The following is a 16,596-nucleotide window of genomic DNA, read 5'->3' as shown; positions in this document are numbered from 1 at the left end:
TATTATGCTAGCATCTGCATAGAGCTATTTGGGAATAGGTGTGAACTTTGTCTTCTTTCAATATTTACTATTCTTCTGTGGATATATGCTGCTCTATTTATCAAGACAAAGTATACCAATTGCTCTACCACTGTTAATAGATACTGACCATGTAAAATTAAGCTATTTTTTTGCCTGCTTTTCTTTTTTTTATGGAGTATCAAAATTTGTTAATGGAATAATCATGGACTCCAAAAATAATCCATTATTTATGTTTGGGCTATGCAATATTGCAACTGGATTATTAACCATTGGTATAACTTTATCATATAATAATCTAACTTTATTACTGTTAACATTAATATTATTAGCTTGGACACAAGGGTTAGGTTGGCCAGCTATTACCAAGTTTATGGTTACAAACTCTAGCATCTCTTCAATTGCATCATCATGGGGAGTTATGAGCGCATCTCAGCAACTTGGTTCTTGTATTACTTTAATTGTATTACCAAGTATAATTAAAATATATAATGCAAAAAGTGCATTTTTGTACTCTGGTTTCTTATGCTTACTTTTTGGAATTTATATAATATTAAAGGCATATTACAAAGAAAGTGCCAACTTTACTACCTATTATAAGGTGCAGAAATCTCAAATAGGTATCAAGGTAACAAGTTCCATATGGTTTCTATGTTGTGCTACTTTTTGTGCTTATATTATAAAAATGGGAATCTTCTTTTGGTTTCCTATAATTTTAAAGAATAAATTACAAATTTCTCTTGTACAATCCTCACTAATAACAGGCGTATATGATTTAGGTGGAATCCTTGGAACTTTAATAACAGGAAGAATTAGTGATATGTACTTCTTTCAAAATAGAAGCTTGCTGGCATCACTTTATATGTTGGGTATAGCACTCACTTTTATTGCAATGAACTTTGGTCAAAACATAATTCTTATGAACCTTTGTGCAATCTTATCAGGATTCTTTATATTTGGAGTGCAAGTACTGACAGGTGTTATAGCTGTAGAAATTGCTCCACAAAATAATGTATGTGCAATTGTAAGCTTAACAGGATTATTTGGGTATATTGCAAGTTCAATATTTTCATGCGTGCTCTTAGGAGTACTTGTTAAGCACTGTGGTAACAGTATTATGTTTTCATTTTTTTCCATTTGCTCTGTTGTTGCACTCGTTTGCTTTTCCATACTATCAAGCAAAGATCTAAAAAACTAAGTAAAGCGGTGTAAAAAAAATTTCTCAACAGTTAAACTTTGTAGATAGATTTTTTACCCAAGGAATAAACATGGTAACCATATCTTAGTAATAGCTCGCTATCTAATAAATTACGGAAATCAAAAACATTAGGTGCAGCCATAATACTCTTTAAACTTGCAAAATCTTGATTTTTAAATTCTTTCCACTCCGTTAACAATAACAAGGCTTCCGCGTCCCTTGCAGCCCCTATAGCATTGTCCGCGTATTCTATATCCTTTAGAACTTGCCTAGCATTATCCATCCCCATTGGGTCATATGCAGTAATTTTAGCCTTGTTATTCACTAACAATTGTGCAATATCTATAGCTGGGCTATTTCTTACATCATCAGTACCAGACTTAAAAGTTAGCCCCCATATTGCTATTTTTTTATTTTGGACTCCATTTAATACATATTCTACCTTTTTAGCAATGTTTGTTATATGATTATAGTTAGATTCCTTAACTGAATTTAAAATTTGTAGCTTGACATTGTGATCTTCAGCAAGCCTTATTAAAGCTGACAAATCTTTAGGAAAACATGATCCTCCAAATCCTGGACCAGCTTTGAGAAATTCCTTACCTATTCTATGGTCCATTCCCATACTGTTAGCTAAAAGGTCAATGTCTGCTCCTAATAGCTCACATAAACCTGCCATCTCATTGATAAAAGCAACCTTTGTTGCTAGAAAAGCATTAGAAGCATATTTAATCATTTCAGCAGTAACTGTATCAGTGACTATTAACGGAATATTCTTATCTATAAATGATCTATATATAACTTCTAGTTTTGCTCTAGCTAGCTTAGTTTTTACTCCTATTATTATCCTATCTGGGTATAAAAAATCTGATACTGCAGAGCCTTGCTTGAGAAACTCTGGATTAACCCCCAAATCAAAGTTATAGCCCTTATTAGATAAATAATTATATATATTTTCTGTAGTACCAGGAGGAACAGTTGACTTTATCACTATTAAGCAATCTTGATTAACTCTCTCAGAAACTTCACTTACTGCATTATATACATTCTGTAAATTTGCATTTCCTAGGGAGTCTGATGGAGTATCTACAGTTACAAACACTACTTCTGTGTTGGGATTTATTTGAGAATACGAATCGAAGAATCTTATCCTTTGTAACTTTATATTATTCTCTAAATAGTCTGCTAATCCAGGCTCATATATAGGAATTTTTCCTAATTTCAATAACTCAATCTTCTTAGTATTTATGTCAATGCAATCAACGTTATGACCCTGCTCTGATAACATTGCACAAGATACTAAACCTACATACCCTATTCCTATAATGGTTATATACATCTTGTCATCACCTTAAAAATATCCTAATGTAGCTCAACTGCTTAAACATTTAAAAAGAACATCATTAACAATTTGAGTCATAAATTTTTACTCTAGCGTTGCATACATTATTTTTCTTAATTACTTTACTTTCTGAATAAACTATAAACAAAGTCGATGGTATTAATATTAAAATACCATACAAAGCACTTTTATCAGGTAATTCATTAAATATAACGTATGCTACTATTGCAGAAATTATTAGCTCTATGTATCTATACGGTGCAAGTGCAGTGGCATCAGTAAGAGCAAAAGCTTTTAATGTGAAGAACAGAATTAGATTTGAATTAATTCCCAAAATCAGTAGTAATACTAATTCTAACAAGGAAGGCAAATGCCAATAAAACAGCAAAGGCACAGTGGAAAAAATAGTTGTTGTTAGAGCTGAATAAAATAACATACTTATTACGGACTCTTTTATTGCGAGTTTCTTATTAAGTATGTCTAATATAGCAAAGATTAATGTAGATACAATAAAAATAAGAATTTTAGGATTAAAGTCTTCACTATAAGCTTTGGTAGTAATAGCAATACCAACAAAGCCAATAACAGTTACTGACCATCTTTGCCAAATTATATTTTCATTTAGTAAAGGGATTGCAAGAAGTATAACAAATAATGGTATAGAAAAACTTATAATTGTTGCAGTTACTATGGGAAAAATAGCTAACCCATAGGTCCACAAGGTTATTCCAACAAATAACAATACTCCTCTAGTTATCTGAATAGATATTTGACTTGTTTTAAAAGCTTCTCTTCCATAGTAAAGCATAAAAGGTACAAGGGTAATAGTGCTAAATAAAAAGCGGAAAAAGATTACTTCAAAACTTTGGAGATGTAAACTTAGATATTTTGATATAGTATCATTAGCTACACTACTAAGTAAACTGAGTATAAACCAGGTAACTCCAAGCAAATAAGCTCTTAATCTGTGATCCATAAAACTCCCAATTTAATATTTTATGAGATAACTTTACTATAAAAAAGATCAATACTAGACAAGTTTTCCTCTATCTACTGTTTAACCATATTCATAAATATTTAGTAGAAATGATTTGAGAAGTATTATATAAAGTGCAGCTTTATTGTATAATTTTAATAAACAGAAATGCTAAGAGGTTGTCCGGAAACAAGTAAAAGGCTATAATATCTGAAATTTTAGTACGGGGTAAAGATGAGAAAAAAGTATCCAACAGATCTAAGCGAAAGGGAATGGGCAAGAATAGAAAAACACTTCAGAGTATCATACAAGAAAGGAGGAAGGCTGCCAAAGTATAGCAAAAAAGAAATATTAGAAGCAATTTTCTATGTATTGCGTACAGGGTGTCAATGGCGGTATTTACCAAATGATTTTCCGCTATCGAAGACTGTGTATGAGCAGTTCAGGCAATGGAAGAAGCAGGGAATTTTTGAGAAAATGAATTATGAAATTACAAAATATAGTAGAAGAAAAATAGGAAGGAATGAGCAGCCGAGTGCCTGTATAGTAGATAGTCAATCTGTAAAGACTACAGAAAAGGGGGGATCAAAGGCTATGATGGAAGTAAAAAAGTAAAGGGTAGAAAAAGGCATATAATTACAGACACTCAGGGTTTTATACTAGGTTGTTACGTAGGCGCTGCTAACGAAAATGATAGAGATGGTATTAAAATAGCATTAAACAATATGAGAACAAAATATACTAAAGTTAAAAAAATGTGGGCTGACATGGGATACCAAGGAAGAAATTTAAAGAATCACATAAAGGAAGAATATGACATAGATATTGAAATTGTTAAAAGGCCTCCATGTAGATTTTGGGTGCACAAAGATACGCCACCTGAGCTACTACCAACAAGAGAACAAGGGTTTAAAGTACAGCCAAGAAGATGGGTTGTAGAAAGGACTTTTGCTTGGGTTAATAGGAATAGAAGGCTATCGAAGGAGTATGATTTACTCACAACATCCACTGAGAATTTCATATACCTAGCTATGAGTAGGGTTATGTTAAAGAGGGAATATGCTTGAATTTACTTGTTTCCGGACAACCTCTAACTGATTTTTTTGTAATATATGATAATACTTGCGAATACTATCACATTATCAGGAAAAGTAATCGGGAGTACTGACGGCTGTGCCAACTAGCTTCTCTGCTAGCATTAGCAATATGTGTTTTCAGTGTTAGCTGTGAAGACGTTAAAGAAAGTTATCAAACAAGCAAATTAGCAGCAAAACTTTACGAAAATGCTTCAGTTGAGTCAGCTAAACAAATTTTCAGAATAGATGTATTAAATACGTAACCATCTTTACTTATATCTTAATGTAATATTTCTCAGTACCGTCTTTAACACAATTCAATTTTCACACTCATCAGCAGTTAGGCCACTTGCTCGCAAAATAACATCAGTAGAAACACCCGCCTTCACTAGATTTTTCGCAACCTTGATCTTTTCTGTTTTTTTTACTTTCTCTTTGCTATTCTTCATATCCCTAGATAAAAATTTCTTCACTAATTCTTGCTCTTCAGTTTTTCTTAGTAAATTAAGTAGTTCACTATCTTCATTTGTTTTAGGCAGCAGAACTTTAATATTCACTGATAATCCTTCTGCTATTTCATATAATTTATCAAATAGTATGGTAGTATAACCTCTTTCATATTCATGTATTTCCTTGAGTGTTACGCCAACTTTATCCGCTAAATCTTTTTGAGTATACCTTCTTATTAACCTCCATTCTCTTATTCTTTGCCCTATTCTGTAATATATAGAATCAGTGCAGATTTCTCTCTCTGTATTATCATACTCGTAAATAGATAAGCCGGTTGCCTGGGAAATTATGTCAACTGAAACTCCTTCTTTAACTAGATTTTTTGCTACCTCTAATCTTGCCTCTTCTTGATTAATTTTTTCGCTAATATGAACAAACCTGACTAATGAAGGTACTATTTTGCCTAACTTTTGATTCTCATATATTTTCGTTAGATAGAGTATTTCCTCGTCTTCATAGCTGTCTTCCCTTACTATTACTGGTTCGGGTAATAAATCTTATAGCATTAACTGACAATACTCTTGCTATTACATATAGTACTTCAATTGGAATAGGAATATACCCATTTTCATAGCTGTTTACTTCTTGGTATGTTAAACCTATTTCACTTGCCAATTCTACTTGAGTATGCCCTCGCATTAACCTGCTATCTTCTATTTTTTGTCCTATTTTGTAGCTTATAGAACTAATATCGCTTACAGAAACAAACATATATACCTTACTTAGAAATAAATTTTCATGCAATTTGATCAACGGATAAACCGATTATTTGCAAAATAATACCAATAGAAATTCCCCCTTTTACTAAATCCTTTGCAACTTTAATCCTTTCTATCTCTCTCACTTTCTCCTCACAAATCCGTATCCCTTCAAACAAAGACTTTATTAGTGCATGCCGTAGTTCTTGGCTCTCAATTTCTTTGTATTCTTTAATTAAATCAGGTAGCTCATTTTCCACTCTACTACCTTCATCTTCCTCTGTTAGTAGATCTGTAATACTAATCGATAATGCTTCTGCTATCTCATATAATTTTCCCAGTGGAGTAGCTACGCGTCCTTGTTCATAGTTGCTTATTTCGTCACGTGTTGTATTCATTTTCTCTGCTAAATCCTTTTGAGTATACTCTCTCACTAGCCTCCATTCTTTTATCTTTTTTCCTACTTGGCAGTATATAGAACCAACTTTTTCTTCAATACATTCATCAGCAGGCAGACCAATTGTTTTTGCAACAATATCAACAGAAACTCCTGCTTTAACCAAACCCTTTGCAATTTTTATTTTTTCTGATTTTTTACTACTTTTTTCACTAACTTTGACAAATTTAGTTAATAAACAAAACATCCTACGTAACTCCTGATCATTAATCTTTTTATATTCTCTTACTAGATTTAATATTTCTCCTTCCTCATTTTTAAAGCCGATTTTCTCCTTTGATGCAGTAATGAGATCGGTAATACTTACTGACAATGCACCTGCTATAGCGTACAACCTTTCGATTGAAATTCTACGATTCCCTTTCTCATATTGCAGTATTACCCAGTATTTTACACCAATTTTCTCAGCTAAATCTTTCTGAGTATACCCCCTCTCTAACCTCCAACTTTTCACTTTTTCCCCTACTTCATAGTCTAAAATTTTTTCCACGCAAAGAACCATACATATAATATTTTCTACTATAGCTCAAAGGCTCCAGATATAACGGTAAGAAAAAACCTCTGGAACCTTAAAGCTGGCTGTAGACGCATTAAAGTTCTCTAAAGGTTTCTTTACTACCTTCACGTATCCTATTCACCCACGAAGACGGAGACAATACTTCATCATTGCTAACTTCTTTTATAGCATACTTTTCACTCCATATGCCACATCTAGTGAAACTACCTCTCTCTACTGCTTCTTTAAGTTTTACTCCTCCAAAGAGACAGTTTTTTCCTATTTCTTCTCCTATTTTTTGTAATTCAGCCCACATTTCCTTGTTTTCTACTCTCAATTGTACTTGATCATATTTTTTTACATCGTGGTACAATATAATATTTAGCTTACCAATGCTTGTAGGAAATTCTAATATAATAGAGCTTTCATCTGACATATCGATATAGTTTCTTATACCTTCCTTCTCACTTTTAACCTCAACTGCATCATTGCCAATTTTTAAAATATTACTTCCTAATTCTCTCAGTATTTTGGCTACCTCTACCTTGCTATCATCAGAAAATTCTATATACGATGTTGTATTATCTATCTCAACATCTATTAATTCTCCTTCTTGCACAGCACTTTCACCAGCCTTCTCTAGTTCTTCTAGTCTCTTATCTATCTGTGGCTGAACTTCTGGCTGTAGCTCATTATAGATTTCACCTATTAGTTTATTCTGCAATAAAGTATCATGAAAATCTGCACCACTTAGCATTAATTTACGCATTATCTTTTTTCGATCAGTCTTATCAAATTTATGAAAATGTGTACCCAATACTACATACTCTGCAATGCTCCATTCCCCATCGTTATATGCATTTATTCTTGCTCCAGAGGCTAGTACTTGGTCTATAGTTTTGTGCAATTCATTTATGTTCTTTGCCTCTACCACAGCACTCTTAAACCAGCTCAACTTTTCACTTTCGCTTGCACTTGGCTTTATTTTTTGCAAAGATGAAGCAAATGGGTTTAACATTTCCGGATAATCTGCTTGATCGCTCACAGGTTTTGTGCCATATATGTAATCAAGTCCTTTTCCGTAGTTGATTTTGTTTTCGCGAACGTTTTTGCTAGGAAAAGGCACCTCTCCAAGCTTTTTAGCCTTATTAATTTTGCTTACAAAGCTATTACAACTAAGACCACTTAATATTCCCGACTTATCGCTTGTAGAAGTGAGTTGCTGGCTAGTACGACCAATTCCTACAATAGCATTTAACATCTCACCTTTTGATAATTTATCAAGATCAACGTTTAACTCATAGATGCCTCCTTCCTTATCACCAAAAGGTACAATTATTTTATTAACCATATTAGCCTCCGCTATTAAATATACTTTCTAAGTGTATAACGAACTTTATTACTCAGTTGTTATACACTATATTACTTATTATAAATTATAGTGAGTAGATTTGCAAATATTTTCTGCTATAACAATCCACTTTCCTTAAAACTAAAATAGCCCCCACTTGTGATGATAATGTGGTCAAACAATTTAACGCTTACAGTACTACACGCTGCTGCTAGGCTCTTTGTTACTGCTTGATCTTCTTCTGACGGCTCTAAACTTCCTCCAGGGTGGTTGTGTGACATTATTATTAATGTTGCATTTTTTATTAATGCTTTTCTTATAATCTCCTTTATGTACACCGGTGCTTTTTCCATTTCACCAATATAGGATTCTTCTCCAACTAATTGGCGCCTTTTATTCAAGTACAGTATTTTTACACATTCCCTTTCTGAGTGGCCTATACTTACGTTCAAGTACTCTACTAGCCCTTGTAAGTCCATTATTGGCTCTCCCTTGAGCTTTTCTCTCAGTACCCTTTCTAGTGTTTCCTTAACACACATAATCATTGCTACTGCAGAATCAGTTACTCCTTCTATAACTTTCAGATCATCCATTTCTCTACCTAAGATCCTTCCTACTCCTGCATAAGTATGCACCAGATTTTTAGCAATTTCTTGAGCTTGTGGCCTTTCATGTACTGCACTTAGAAATGTTTCCATTATTTCACGATCAAGTAGAGCTTTGCCTTTGCTTTCTAATATTCTGAATTCTATTTCTTCTTTACTTTTATTCATATAATTTACCCTTCACTAACAACAAACTTTTTTTAGATATTTACTGCTGTTTTCTTATCAGCATTGGCATAAAGCCATAGCTTTTGCGTGAAGTCAAATCAATTTTTAAATCTTTTTTACTTATTTTTTCATCAAAAAGTGAAGATATTAATGTATAATGATTTTTTATTTTAAACTTGTTGAATTTCGTCCAAAGAGAGGCCTGTTATTTGCAAAATAATATCGGTAGAAATTCCTTTTTTAACTAAATCTTTTGCAATTTTCATCTTTTCTGCTCTTTTCACTTTCTCTTCGTAAATTTGTATGCCTTCAAGCAGAGATTTTATTAGCACATACCGTAATTCTTGACTCTCAATTTCTTTGTATTCTTCAATTAAATTCGGTAATTCATTTTCCACTTTATCATCTGCATCCTCTGTTAGTTCAAGTAGGTCCATGATATTAATCGATAATGTTTCCGCTATTGCATACAATTTTTCCAGTGGAATAGCCACACGTCCTTGTTCATAGTTGCTTATTTCGTCACGTGTTGTACTCATTTTCTCTGCTAAATCTTTTTGAGTATACCCTCTCACTATCCTCCACTCTTTTATCTTCTTTCCTATTTTGCAGTATATAGAACCAACCTTTTCTTCAACACACTCATCAGCAGAGAGACCTATTGTTTTCGAGACAATATCGATAGAAATTCCTTCTTTAACTAGACCCTTTGCAATTTTTATTCTCTCTGTTTTTTTACTATTTTCTTCACCAACTCGGGCAAATTTGGTTAATAAGCAAAATACCTTACGTAACTCCTGACCGCTAATCTTTTTATATTCTCTTATTAAATTTAGTATCTCTTCTTCTTTATTTTCAAGATAGATTTTCTCATTTGATACAGGAATGAGATCCACAATACTTACTGACAATGCTTCCGCTATAGCGTACAATTTCTCAATCGAAATTTTTCGTGTTCCTTTTTCATATTGTAGTACTATTTGATATGTTACGCCGATTTTTCCCGCTAAATCTTTTTGAGTATAACCTCGCTTTAACCTCCAGCTCCTTACTTTTTGTGCTATTTTGTACCTTATCGAGATATTTGCCATAAATATTATACAGGTTAATACTATCAAATAAAGATATACAAAATGTTTGCATTTTAGTTGAATCTTTCTTCACAATTGTGTATAATTATTAGTTCTTTTTATCTTACTTTCTCATGGCTCTTTCGAAGTTTCTCGATCCAAAAAATGATGTTGCGTTTCGGCGTATCTTTGGTACTGAAAAGAATAAAGATATCCTCATTCATTTCCTCAATGATATTCTGAGCTTTACTGGCAAAAACGCAATACAGGATATAGAGTTTTTAAGTACTATTCAAGATCCTGATATTGCCTCTAAAAAACAAAGTATTGTTGATGTCCTCTGTAGAGATTCTTCAGGTGTTCAGTACGTTTGCGAGATGCAGGTCGCTAAAACTAAGGGCTTTGAAAAACGTGCCCAATACTATGCTGCTAAGACTTACTCAAGACAGGCTGATAAAGGTGATCAATATCATGATCTTAAGGAAATTATCTTTATTGCTATAGCAGATTGTATCCTATTTCCTGATAAGTCCGAGTACAAATCAAAGCATACTATTCGCGATGAAGATACTAATGAACATGATCTAAAAGATTTTTACTTTATATTTATTGAGTTGCCTAAATTTCCAAAAACCAAAGAAGATCAGCTTTCAAGTATTGTTGAGAAATGGGTCTACTTCTTTAGATATGCAGATGAAACTAGTGAAGAAGAGCTAGAAAGAATAATAGGAAGTGATCTAATAATCAAAAGAGCATATGAAGAACTAAATAGATTCAACTGGTCTGAAAAAGAATTTATCGCTTATGAACAGGAAATAAAACGTATTCTTGATGAAAAGGCTATCCTTGCTCAAAAACTCGATGATGCTACTGCAAAAGGCATCCTCATCGGACATGAAAAAGGCAGAAAAGAGAGGGAAATTGAAGTTGCAAAGAATCTACTTAAAGCAGGAGTTTCTATTGATATCATAGCTCAAACTACTGGTCTTACAGCTAATGAAATTAAAGACTTAAGCTCTTTGGATGTTTAGATGAACATCTTTGTACTAGATGAAAACCCAGAGATTGCGGCAAAAATGTTATGTGATAAGCATATAGTAAAAATGCTATTAGAAACTGCTCAGTTACTGAGTAATGTTTTTTCAATAGCATTAAAAGTGCCAAATCCTTTAGTCAGCATCACAGACCAGAATATAGAAGTTCCATATAAACTTACTCACAAAAACCACCCTTGTTCTCTATGGGCTAGACAATCCAAAGGGAACTTTTTCTGGTTAATAAAATACGGAAGGGAGCTGTGCAAAGAGTATACTTGGCGATATAAAAGAAAACATAGATCAGAAGAAGTTATAGATTGGTGTGATAGTAATAAGAATTTGCTTGTTTTTCAATCAACCGATATAAAGCCTTTTGTACAGGCGTTACCAGATCAATATAAGTCTAGTCATTCAGTAAAAGCTTACAGAGAGTACTACCTAAAAGAAAAGATGAGGTTTGCTAAGTGGGAAAAGGGTAGAGAAGTACCGGATTGGTTGCTAAGCAGAATCGTACGTCTGAAAAGCCGCAAATAAAAAGAACGCCTTAATTAGTAGAGAGGAAGGTGCATAAAAACTAAAACATCTTCTCACTTTAACTCTTAATTAGATTTGAGGTAAATCATTAAAATCTCCACTCTTTTAACTGAGTCTGATAAAATTTAAAAACGGCAGTTTATTGAATACTTTACATGATTAAACCATTAAAACTCTTCAATTTTACTGAATTGATGGTAATTTCAAGGTATTTGCTGCTCAAATTTAGATACATGCTAATTTCTCTATTATAAATACTTAAATTATAAACTATTTACTCTTTAATTTTGGTTATTAGTACTGCGATCCAGAGGTATTCCAACATCACTCACTTCAGAAGAGCAAAGTACTCTGATAATCTGGAATTTCAAAGTAAGGTCTCGATATTACTTCTTTTATAACCTAACGAAAATCTGAGTTCAGAACATAAAACCAGTCCCTTAATATAACTACTTTGCTGTTCCCTTACTATCATTTACAAAGAAGCCCTTATATTTTTCTACTAAATCTGGTCTTTTCTTCATCTATATCTCCTTCTACACCTAGAACTCTATTCGCCAATTCCCTATTCTCTAGAGAAATAAGTAATGCTCTATATCACCGTCAGAAATTAATCTGCCGCACCGAGAACTGATAGACCTTTTTATCTTTCCCATTATCTCTTTTCTTGGGGTGAGTAAAACAATATATTTTTCCACATAGTTATAAGCTGGGAACCATAAAAACAGCTTCATGATCAGCCATTTTAAAAGTTCGATCAAGTTCAATATTCCTAAGCGTTGTACTTGCCTTATATGAACAATAACATCCCAATGTAAGGAAAGTTAATGCAGTCAAAGCAAGTGAAATAGATATTCCTAAATGAGACATTGTTAAACTTGTGCCAACAGCAAATACTCCAGATAATATAAGAGAAGCAGAGGCATAAATTATTTGCTTTCTACTCTGAGCTCTTGCTTCTGAGAATTGAGATTTTACTGCTGAACTTTGTTCAGAGACTCGAGATAGGTTGCTAGTCCTTTTACTATAACCTTGTTTTACATTAACACCCACAGACTCAGTGGCAACTTTTGAATCCATCTCATCCTGGATTGATATATCAATATTTTCCGGCTGTTCATTAGCTAGAATAAGCTCATCATGCAAATTTTTTACAGAGCAAAAATGTGAGGGATCGATACTAAAGCTTTCTTCAATGCCTTCTAATCGTTTATTCTCTTCCTTTAATCGTTCTATATTTCCTCGTAATATACTATTTTCTAATAGCAATTCCTCACATTGTTTCCCTTTTGCATCTATCTCTTGTTCCAGCTTTACTAGTTTAATTTCATAGTCTTTACATTGTTTCCCTTTTGCATCTATCTCTTGTTCCAGCTTTACTAGTTTAATTTCATAGTCTTTACATAACTCAGCTTTTCCTTCCGGTATATCTGCATCCTCCACTTGTATACACAAATCTTCGGTTTCTCTTTTTGTCTTTTCCGCTCCTAACAAATACTCATAATCATCTTCTAACCCATTTATTTTTTGCATTAATCGTTGATTGCTCTCATTCAGCCCATTTATAACTTCCTGCATCTTTTCTTTTTTATTAAATAGCAATTCCTTTTCTTCTTTCGCTGTAGCAAGTTTTTCCTTAAGTTCATCATTTTCTGCTAGAAAATCTTTATTCTCTTTTTCAAGTTTATCTACTTTTTTCTCTAACTCTTGAACACTGTTATCTAAGGATTCATTCATCTTTTCAAATCCCTTCAATTTTTGTTCAAGATACATGCTTTTAGAATCACTTTGTGGTAATCTTGTACCAATATCTACGAGAATTTCTCCTACAAAATCCATAAACTTTTTGAAATGTCTCTCATGAACTATCACTTCTTCACTTAGTGTAGTATTACCCAGCTTTTCCACAATTTCTTGGATTTTTTTTAAACTATTGGATAATAGCTCCATTCGTTCAACAATTTTAGTTACTTCACTTACGTTCAATTCATCACTCAGATCTGCATTACTAGTATAATTCTCACCAGTGGTAACTAGGTTAGAAAGTGTTCTATCACCACTAGAGGCAACTTGCTCTTGTCTATAATTTGTAGAAGTTCCTGTTGGACTAGTACCATTTTTCTGATCTTCTCTACTGCTTTCATTCGTAAAGCGCTTCACTCCCATTACCCTCCTAACATTCTCTCCAAGTTCTTCTCTTTCGATTATAATACGAGATTCATTTTTTTCATAGTTAATTTTATCATATAATTGTTCACATTCTTTGTAGGACAATATTGGTTGTAGCGTCTTCTTCTTTACTTCTTCATCGTAGAAAGCTCTCAGCTTATCATTTGATAATATTGCTATAGCTTCTTTTACATCAGGATGCAATTGAGAATGCCCATTTTTGCATGAATGAACACGGTTCAGTAGAAAAATCTTAACAGAGTGTTGCTTGTATTCCATAATTTCCTCTAATGTAATCCCCATAACTTTTTCTTGTGATTCTATGTATCCTAGAGCTTCTTCAAAGTCTTGTCTGTTAGAGGTGAGAGGTTGAGCTTTTTTTAACTTTTTGATCTCACTATCTTTTGGATGCACACCATTAACTTCAATAACAGGGATAACACTTGCAGAGTCAATCGCATTTAACACAATACTACAATCATCTTGATTTTTTAGGAAAGCTTTTAGCTGTTTTTTAAAGTTCAATAAATTACTTAATTTATCTTCATTAGTTTTAGATTTTTTGATTTGATCATAAACGTTTCTGGCTGCTTGGTTATTCTCTTTATCAGTCCTTAGAGGTTGTCCGGAAACAAGTAAAAGGCTATAATATCTGAAATTTTAGTACGGGGTAAAGATGAGAAAAAAGTATCCAACAGATCTAAGCGAAAGGGAATGGGCAAGAATAGAAAAACACTTCAGAGTATCATACAAGAAAGGAGGAAGGCTGCCAAAGTATAGCAAAAAAGAAATATTAGAAGCAATTTTCTATGTATTGCGTACAGGGTGTCAATGGCGGTATTTACCAAATGATTTTCCGCTATCGAAGACTGTGTATGAGCAGTTCAGGCAATGGAAGAAGCAGGGAATTTTTGAGAAAATGAATTATGAAATTACAAAATATAGTAGAAGAAAAATAGGAAGGAATGAGCAGCCGAGTGCCTGTATAGTAGATAGTCAATCTGTAAAGACTACAGAAAAGGGGGGATCAAAGGCTATGATGGAAGTAAAAAAGTAAAGGGTAGAAAAAGGCATATAATTACAGACACTCAGGGTTTTATACTAGGTTGTTACGTAGGCGCTGCTAACGAAAATGATAGAGATGGTATTAAAATAGCATTAAACAATATGAGAACAAAATATACTAAAGTTAAAAAAATGTGGGCTGACATGGGATACCAAGGAAGAAATTTAAAGAATCACATAAAGGAAGAATATGACATAGATATTGAAATTGTTAAAAGGCCTCCATGTAGATTTTGGGTGCACAAAGATACGCCACCTGAGCTACTACCAACAAGAGAACAAGGGTTTAAAGTACAGCCAAGAAGATGGGTTGTAGAAAGGACTTTTGCTTGGGTTAATAGGAATAGAAGGCTATCGAAGGAGTATGATTTACTCACAACATCCACTGAGAATTTCATATACCTAGCTATGAGTAGGGTTATGTTAAAGAGGGAATATGCTTGAATTTACTTGTTTCCGGACAACCTCTAAGGCATATGAAGTGGATTATGTCAATGAAGAACTAAGAAACTGGTTCTTCTTTTTTTCTATAGCTTTAGGTTTACCTACAATTTGAAAAACAACAAATTCGTCATTCCGCTACTCGTTAGCGCCGCGGCGGTATGATGTAGGGAAACCTTTCTTGGGTTAGCTATAAAGTTAAAATTCGACCAGGGCAGCCGCAATAAGGTAGCAAACGCCATCATGTCTTTAGGAGAGTTTGCTAATGAAGGCTCTTAAGTTGACGCCATTGCCTGAACGGATACGCCAATTTTTATGTTCATTTGTAACCGTCTATTATTTTACACCCCAGTCTTTTTCAAATATTGCTAGCCCTTGGTCAGTAAGTGGGTGATGAATTAATTGTCTAAGTACTTTTGCTGGCACAGTAATTGAATCAGCACCAAGCCTTGCAGCTTCTATTACATGCGCTGGGCTTCTCACTGATGCAACAAGAACTTTAGTATCAAAACCGTAATTAGAATATATAGTACATATATCTTCTATTAGCGATAAGCCATCATAGCTTATATCATCAAGGCGACCAACAAAGGGGGAAATAAAACAAGCACCGACCTTAGCGGCAAGCAGTGCTTGTCCAGGAGAAAAACATAATGTGATGTTAACAGGTATTTTATGCTCTGTCCATAACTTTTTACAAGAAATTAATCCTTCATGTGTAAGAGGTAATTTGATCACAACATTATCAGCAATTTTTGCTAAATTCAGACCTTCTGTGATCATCTCTTCATGGCTATCTGCAACAACTTCAACACTAACAGGCCCTTTTATAATAGAGCATATTTCACGCACTAAATCCTCGTATTTATCTTTACGCCCGGACTTTGCTATTAAAGAAGGATTAGTTGTTATGCCGCCAATGAACTCCTTTAGTCCTTTAATTTCATTTAAATCAACGCTATCAAGAAAAATTTCCATATTAATCTCCTATAAAAAAAATACCCTTGCAAAATCTTGTCATCCTACCGCTTGACTTACAACCTTATGAACTTTCTGCGTTGTAAACATCAAACAGCCGATAACACAACTGTACAAATATTGAGACATAAGAGTAATTTGTACCAAGAAAAAAGATGTCATCCCAGTGCCCAGACCCCTTAGACAATGTACCATCTTTTGATTTTGTCCATTCTGGGCGGGGTTTTCAAGTTCTTTGATCTTAAATACTACATCTACTTTATCAAGATCAATGTTGACTTCTTTTACTAATGTTCTAATAAGACTACGTTTGGCTTGCCAATCTAGGTCCGATTTAACACTAGAATAAAAGCCCTTTATGCTATTTGTAATAAGATTCATTTTCTGCCGTATTCCCTTTTACCTTT

General features: G+C 33.4%; 14 protein-coding genes and 1 pseudogene. 5 read left to right on the top strand and 10 right to left on the bottom strand.

The window, feature by feature from the left end:
- Window positions 1-85 precede the first annotated feature (85 nt).
- Entirely contained in the window at window positions 86-1,216 is a 1,131-nt protein-coding gene (locus ABL518_RS03335) for an MFS transporter (protein ID WP_010082225.1), read from the top strand.
- 31 nt (window positions 1,217-1,247) lie between these two features.
- On the opposite strand, the gene ABL518_RS03330 is transcribed toward ABL518_RS03335, so the two are convergent.
- Both ABL518_RS03330 and ABL518_RS03325 read right to left on the bottom strand, forming a co-directional pair.
- Window positions 1,248-2,555: a UDP-glucose dehydrogenase family protein gene (locus ABL518_RS03330; RefSeq protein ID WP_095742734.1), complete on the bottom strand. Its 1,308-nt coding sequence runs from the start codon at window positions 2,553-2,555 to the stop codon at window positions 1,248-1,250.
- A gap of 64 nt (window positions 2,556-2,619) precedes the next feature.
- Window positions 2,620-3,534 carry a DMT family transporter gene (locus tag ABL518_RS03325; protein WP_010082222.1) on the bottom strand — a complete coding sequence of 305 codons (915 nt, stop codon included), beginning with the start codon at window positions 3,532-3,534 and terminating at the stop codon, window positions 2,620-2,622.
- A gap of 234 nt (window positions 3,535-3,768) precedes the next feature.
- Between ABL518_RS03325 and ABL518_RS03320 the strand changes: the two genes are divergently transcribed.
- Window positions 3,769-4,601, top strand: a protein-coding gene (locus ABL518_RS03320) for an IS5-like element ISWpi1 family transposase (protein WP_095742620.1) whose coding sequence is annotated in 2 segments (ribosomal slippage) — window positions 3,769-4,138 and window positions 4,138-4,601 — 834 coding nt in all. Because the reading frame shifts where the segments join, the coding sequence is not laid out codon by codon here.
- Between the two features lie 326 nt (window positions 4,602-4,927).
- On the opposite strand, the pseudogene ABL518_RS03315 reads toward ABL518_RS03320, so the two are convergent.
- The 5 genes and pseudogenes from ABL518_RS03315 to ABL518_RS03295 all read right to left on the bottom strand — a co-directional run bounded on the left by ABL518_RS03315 (window position 4,928) and on the right by ABL518_RS03295 (window position 9,986).
- Window positions 4,928-5,831 (bottom strand): annotated as a pseudogene (locus ABL518_RS03315) (helix-turn-helix domain-containing protein).
- Between the two features lie 25 nt (window positions 5,832-5,856).
- Window positions 5,857-6,777: a helix-turn-helix domain-containing protein gene (locus ABL518_RS03310; RefSeq protein WP_010082271.1), complete on the bottom strand. Its 921-nt coding sequence runs from the start codon at window positions 6,775-6,777 to the stop codon at window positions 5,857-5,859.
- Window positions 6,778-6,865: 88 nt separating this feature from the next.
- Entirely contained in the window at window positions 6,866-8,122 is a 1,257-nt protein-coding gene (locus ABL518_RS03305) for a hypothetical protein (protein WP_010082270.1), read from the bottom strand.
- A gap of 116 nt (window positions 8,123-8,238) precedes the next feature.
- A complete protein-coding gene (locus tag ABL518_RS03300) occupies window positions 8,239-8,895 on the bottom strand; it encodes a RadC family protein (protein WP_010082269.1) in 657 nt (218 codons plus the stop codon).
- A 170-nt stretch (window positions 8,896-9,065) separates the two neighbouring features.
- Complete coding sequence (locus ABL518_RS03295; RefSeq protein ID WP_010082268.1) at window positions 9,066-9,986, bottom strand: helix-turn-helix domain-containing protein; 921 nt, start codon at window positions 9,984-9,986, stop codon at window positions 9,066-9,068.
- Between the two features lie 113 nt (window positions 9,987-10,099).
- Here ABL518_RS03295 and ABL518_RS03290 point away from each other — a divergent pair, with 113 nt between their 5' ends.
- Together ABL518_RS03290 and ABL518_RS03285 are read left to right on the top strand one after the other, a co-directional pair.
- Window positions 10,100-10,996 carry an Rpn family recombination-promoting nuclease/putative transposase gene (locus ABL518_RS03290; protein WP_010082267.1) on the top strand — a complete coding sequence of 299 codons (897 nt, stop codon included), beginning with the start codon at window positions 10,100-10,102 and terminating at the stop codon, window positions 10,994-10,996.
- A complete protein-coding gene (locus tag ABL518_RS03285) occupies window positions 10,997-11,536 on the top strand; it encodes a pyrimidine dimer DNA glycosylase/endonuclease V (RefSeq protein ID WP_010082266.1) in 540 nt (179 codons plus the stop codon). It begins immediately after the preceding gene.
- Window positions 11,537-12,238: 702 nt separating this feature from the next.
- Here ABL518_RS03285 and ABL518_RS03280 read toward each other — a convergent pair.
- A complete protein-coding gene (locus ABL518_RS03280) occupies window positions 12,239-14,230 on the bottom strand; it encodes a hypothetical protein (RefSeq protein ID WP_348994397.1) in 1,992 nt (663 codons plus the stop codon).
- A gap of 151 nt (window positions 14,231-14,381) precedes the next feature.
- On the opposite strand from ABL518_RS03280, the gene ABL518_RS03275 reads away from it, so the two are divergent.
- Window positions 14,382-15,214, top strand: a protein-coding gene (locus ABL518_RS03275) for an IS5-like element ISWpi1 family transposase (RefSeq protein ID WP_095742620.1) whose coding sequence is annotated in 2 segments (ribosomal slippage) — window positions 14,382-14,751 and window positions 14,751-15,214 — 834 coding nt in all. Because the reading frame shifts where the segments join, the coding sequence is not laid out codon by codon here.
- Window positions 15,215-15,547: 333 nt separating this feature from the next.
- Here the strand turns inward: ABL518_RS03275 and fsa are convergent.
- On the bottom strand, window positions 15,548-16,189 hold the full coding sequence (gene fsa / locus ABL518_RS03270) for a fructose-6-phosphate aldolase (protein ID WP_010082298.1): 642 nt from the start codon (window positions 16,187-16,189) through the stop codon (window positions 15,548-15,550).
- A gap of 39 nt (window positions 16,190-16,228) precedes the next feature.
- A complete protein-coding gene (locus ABL518_RS03265) occupies window positions 16,229-16,570 on the bottom strand; it encodes a hypothetical protein (RefSeq protein WP_010082297.1) in 342 nt (113 codons plus the stop codon).
- Window positions 16,571-16,596 lie beyond the last annotated feature (26 nt).

The organism is Wolbachia endosymbiont of Drosophila willistoni (genome assembly GCF_040084705.1).
In the GTDB taxonomy this organism is placed as follows: Bacteria; Pseudomonadota; Alphaproteobacteria; order Rickettsiales; family Anaplasmataceae; genus Wolbachia; species Wolbachia pipientis.
This window is presented reverse-complemented; position numbering and strand designations above follow the sequence as displayed.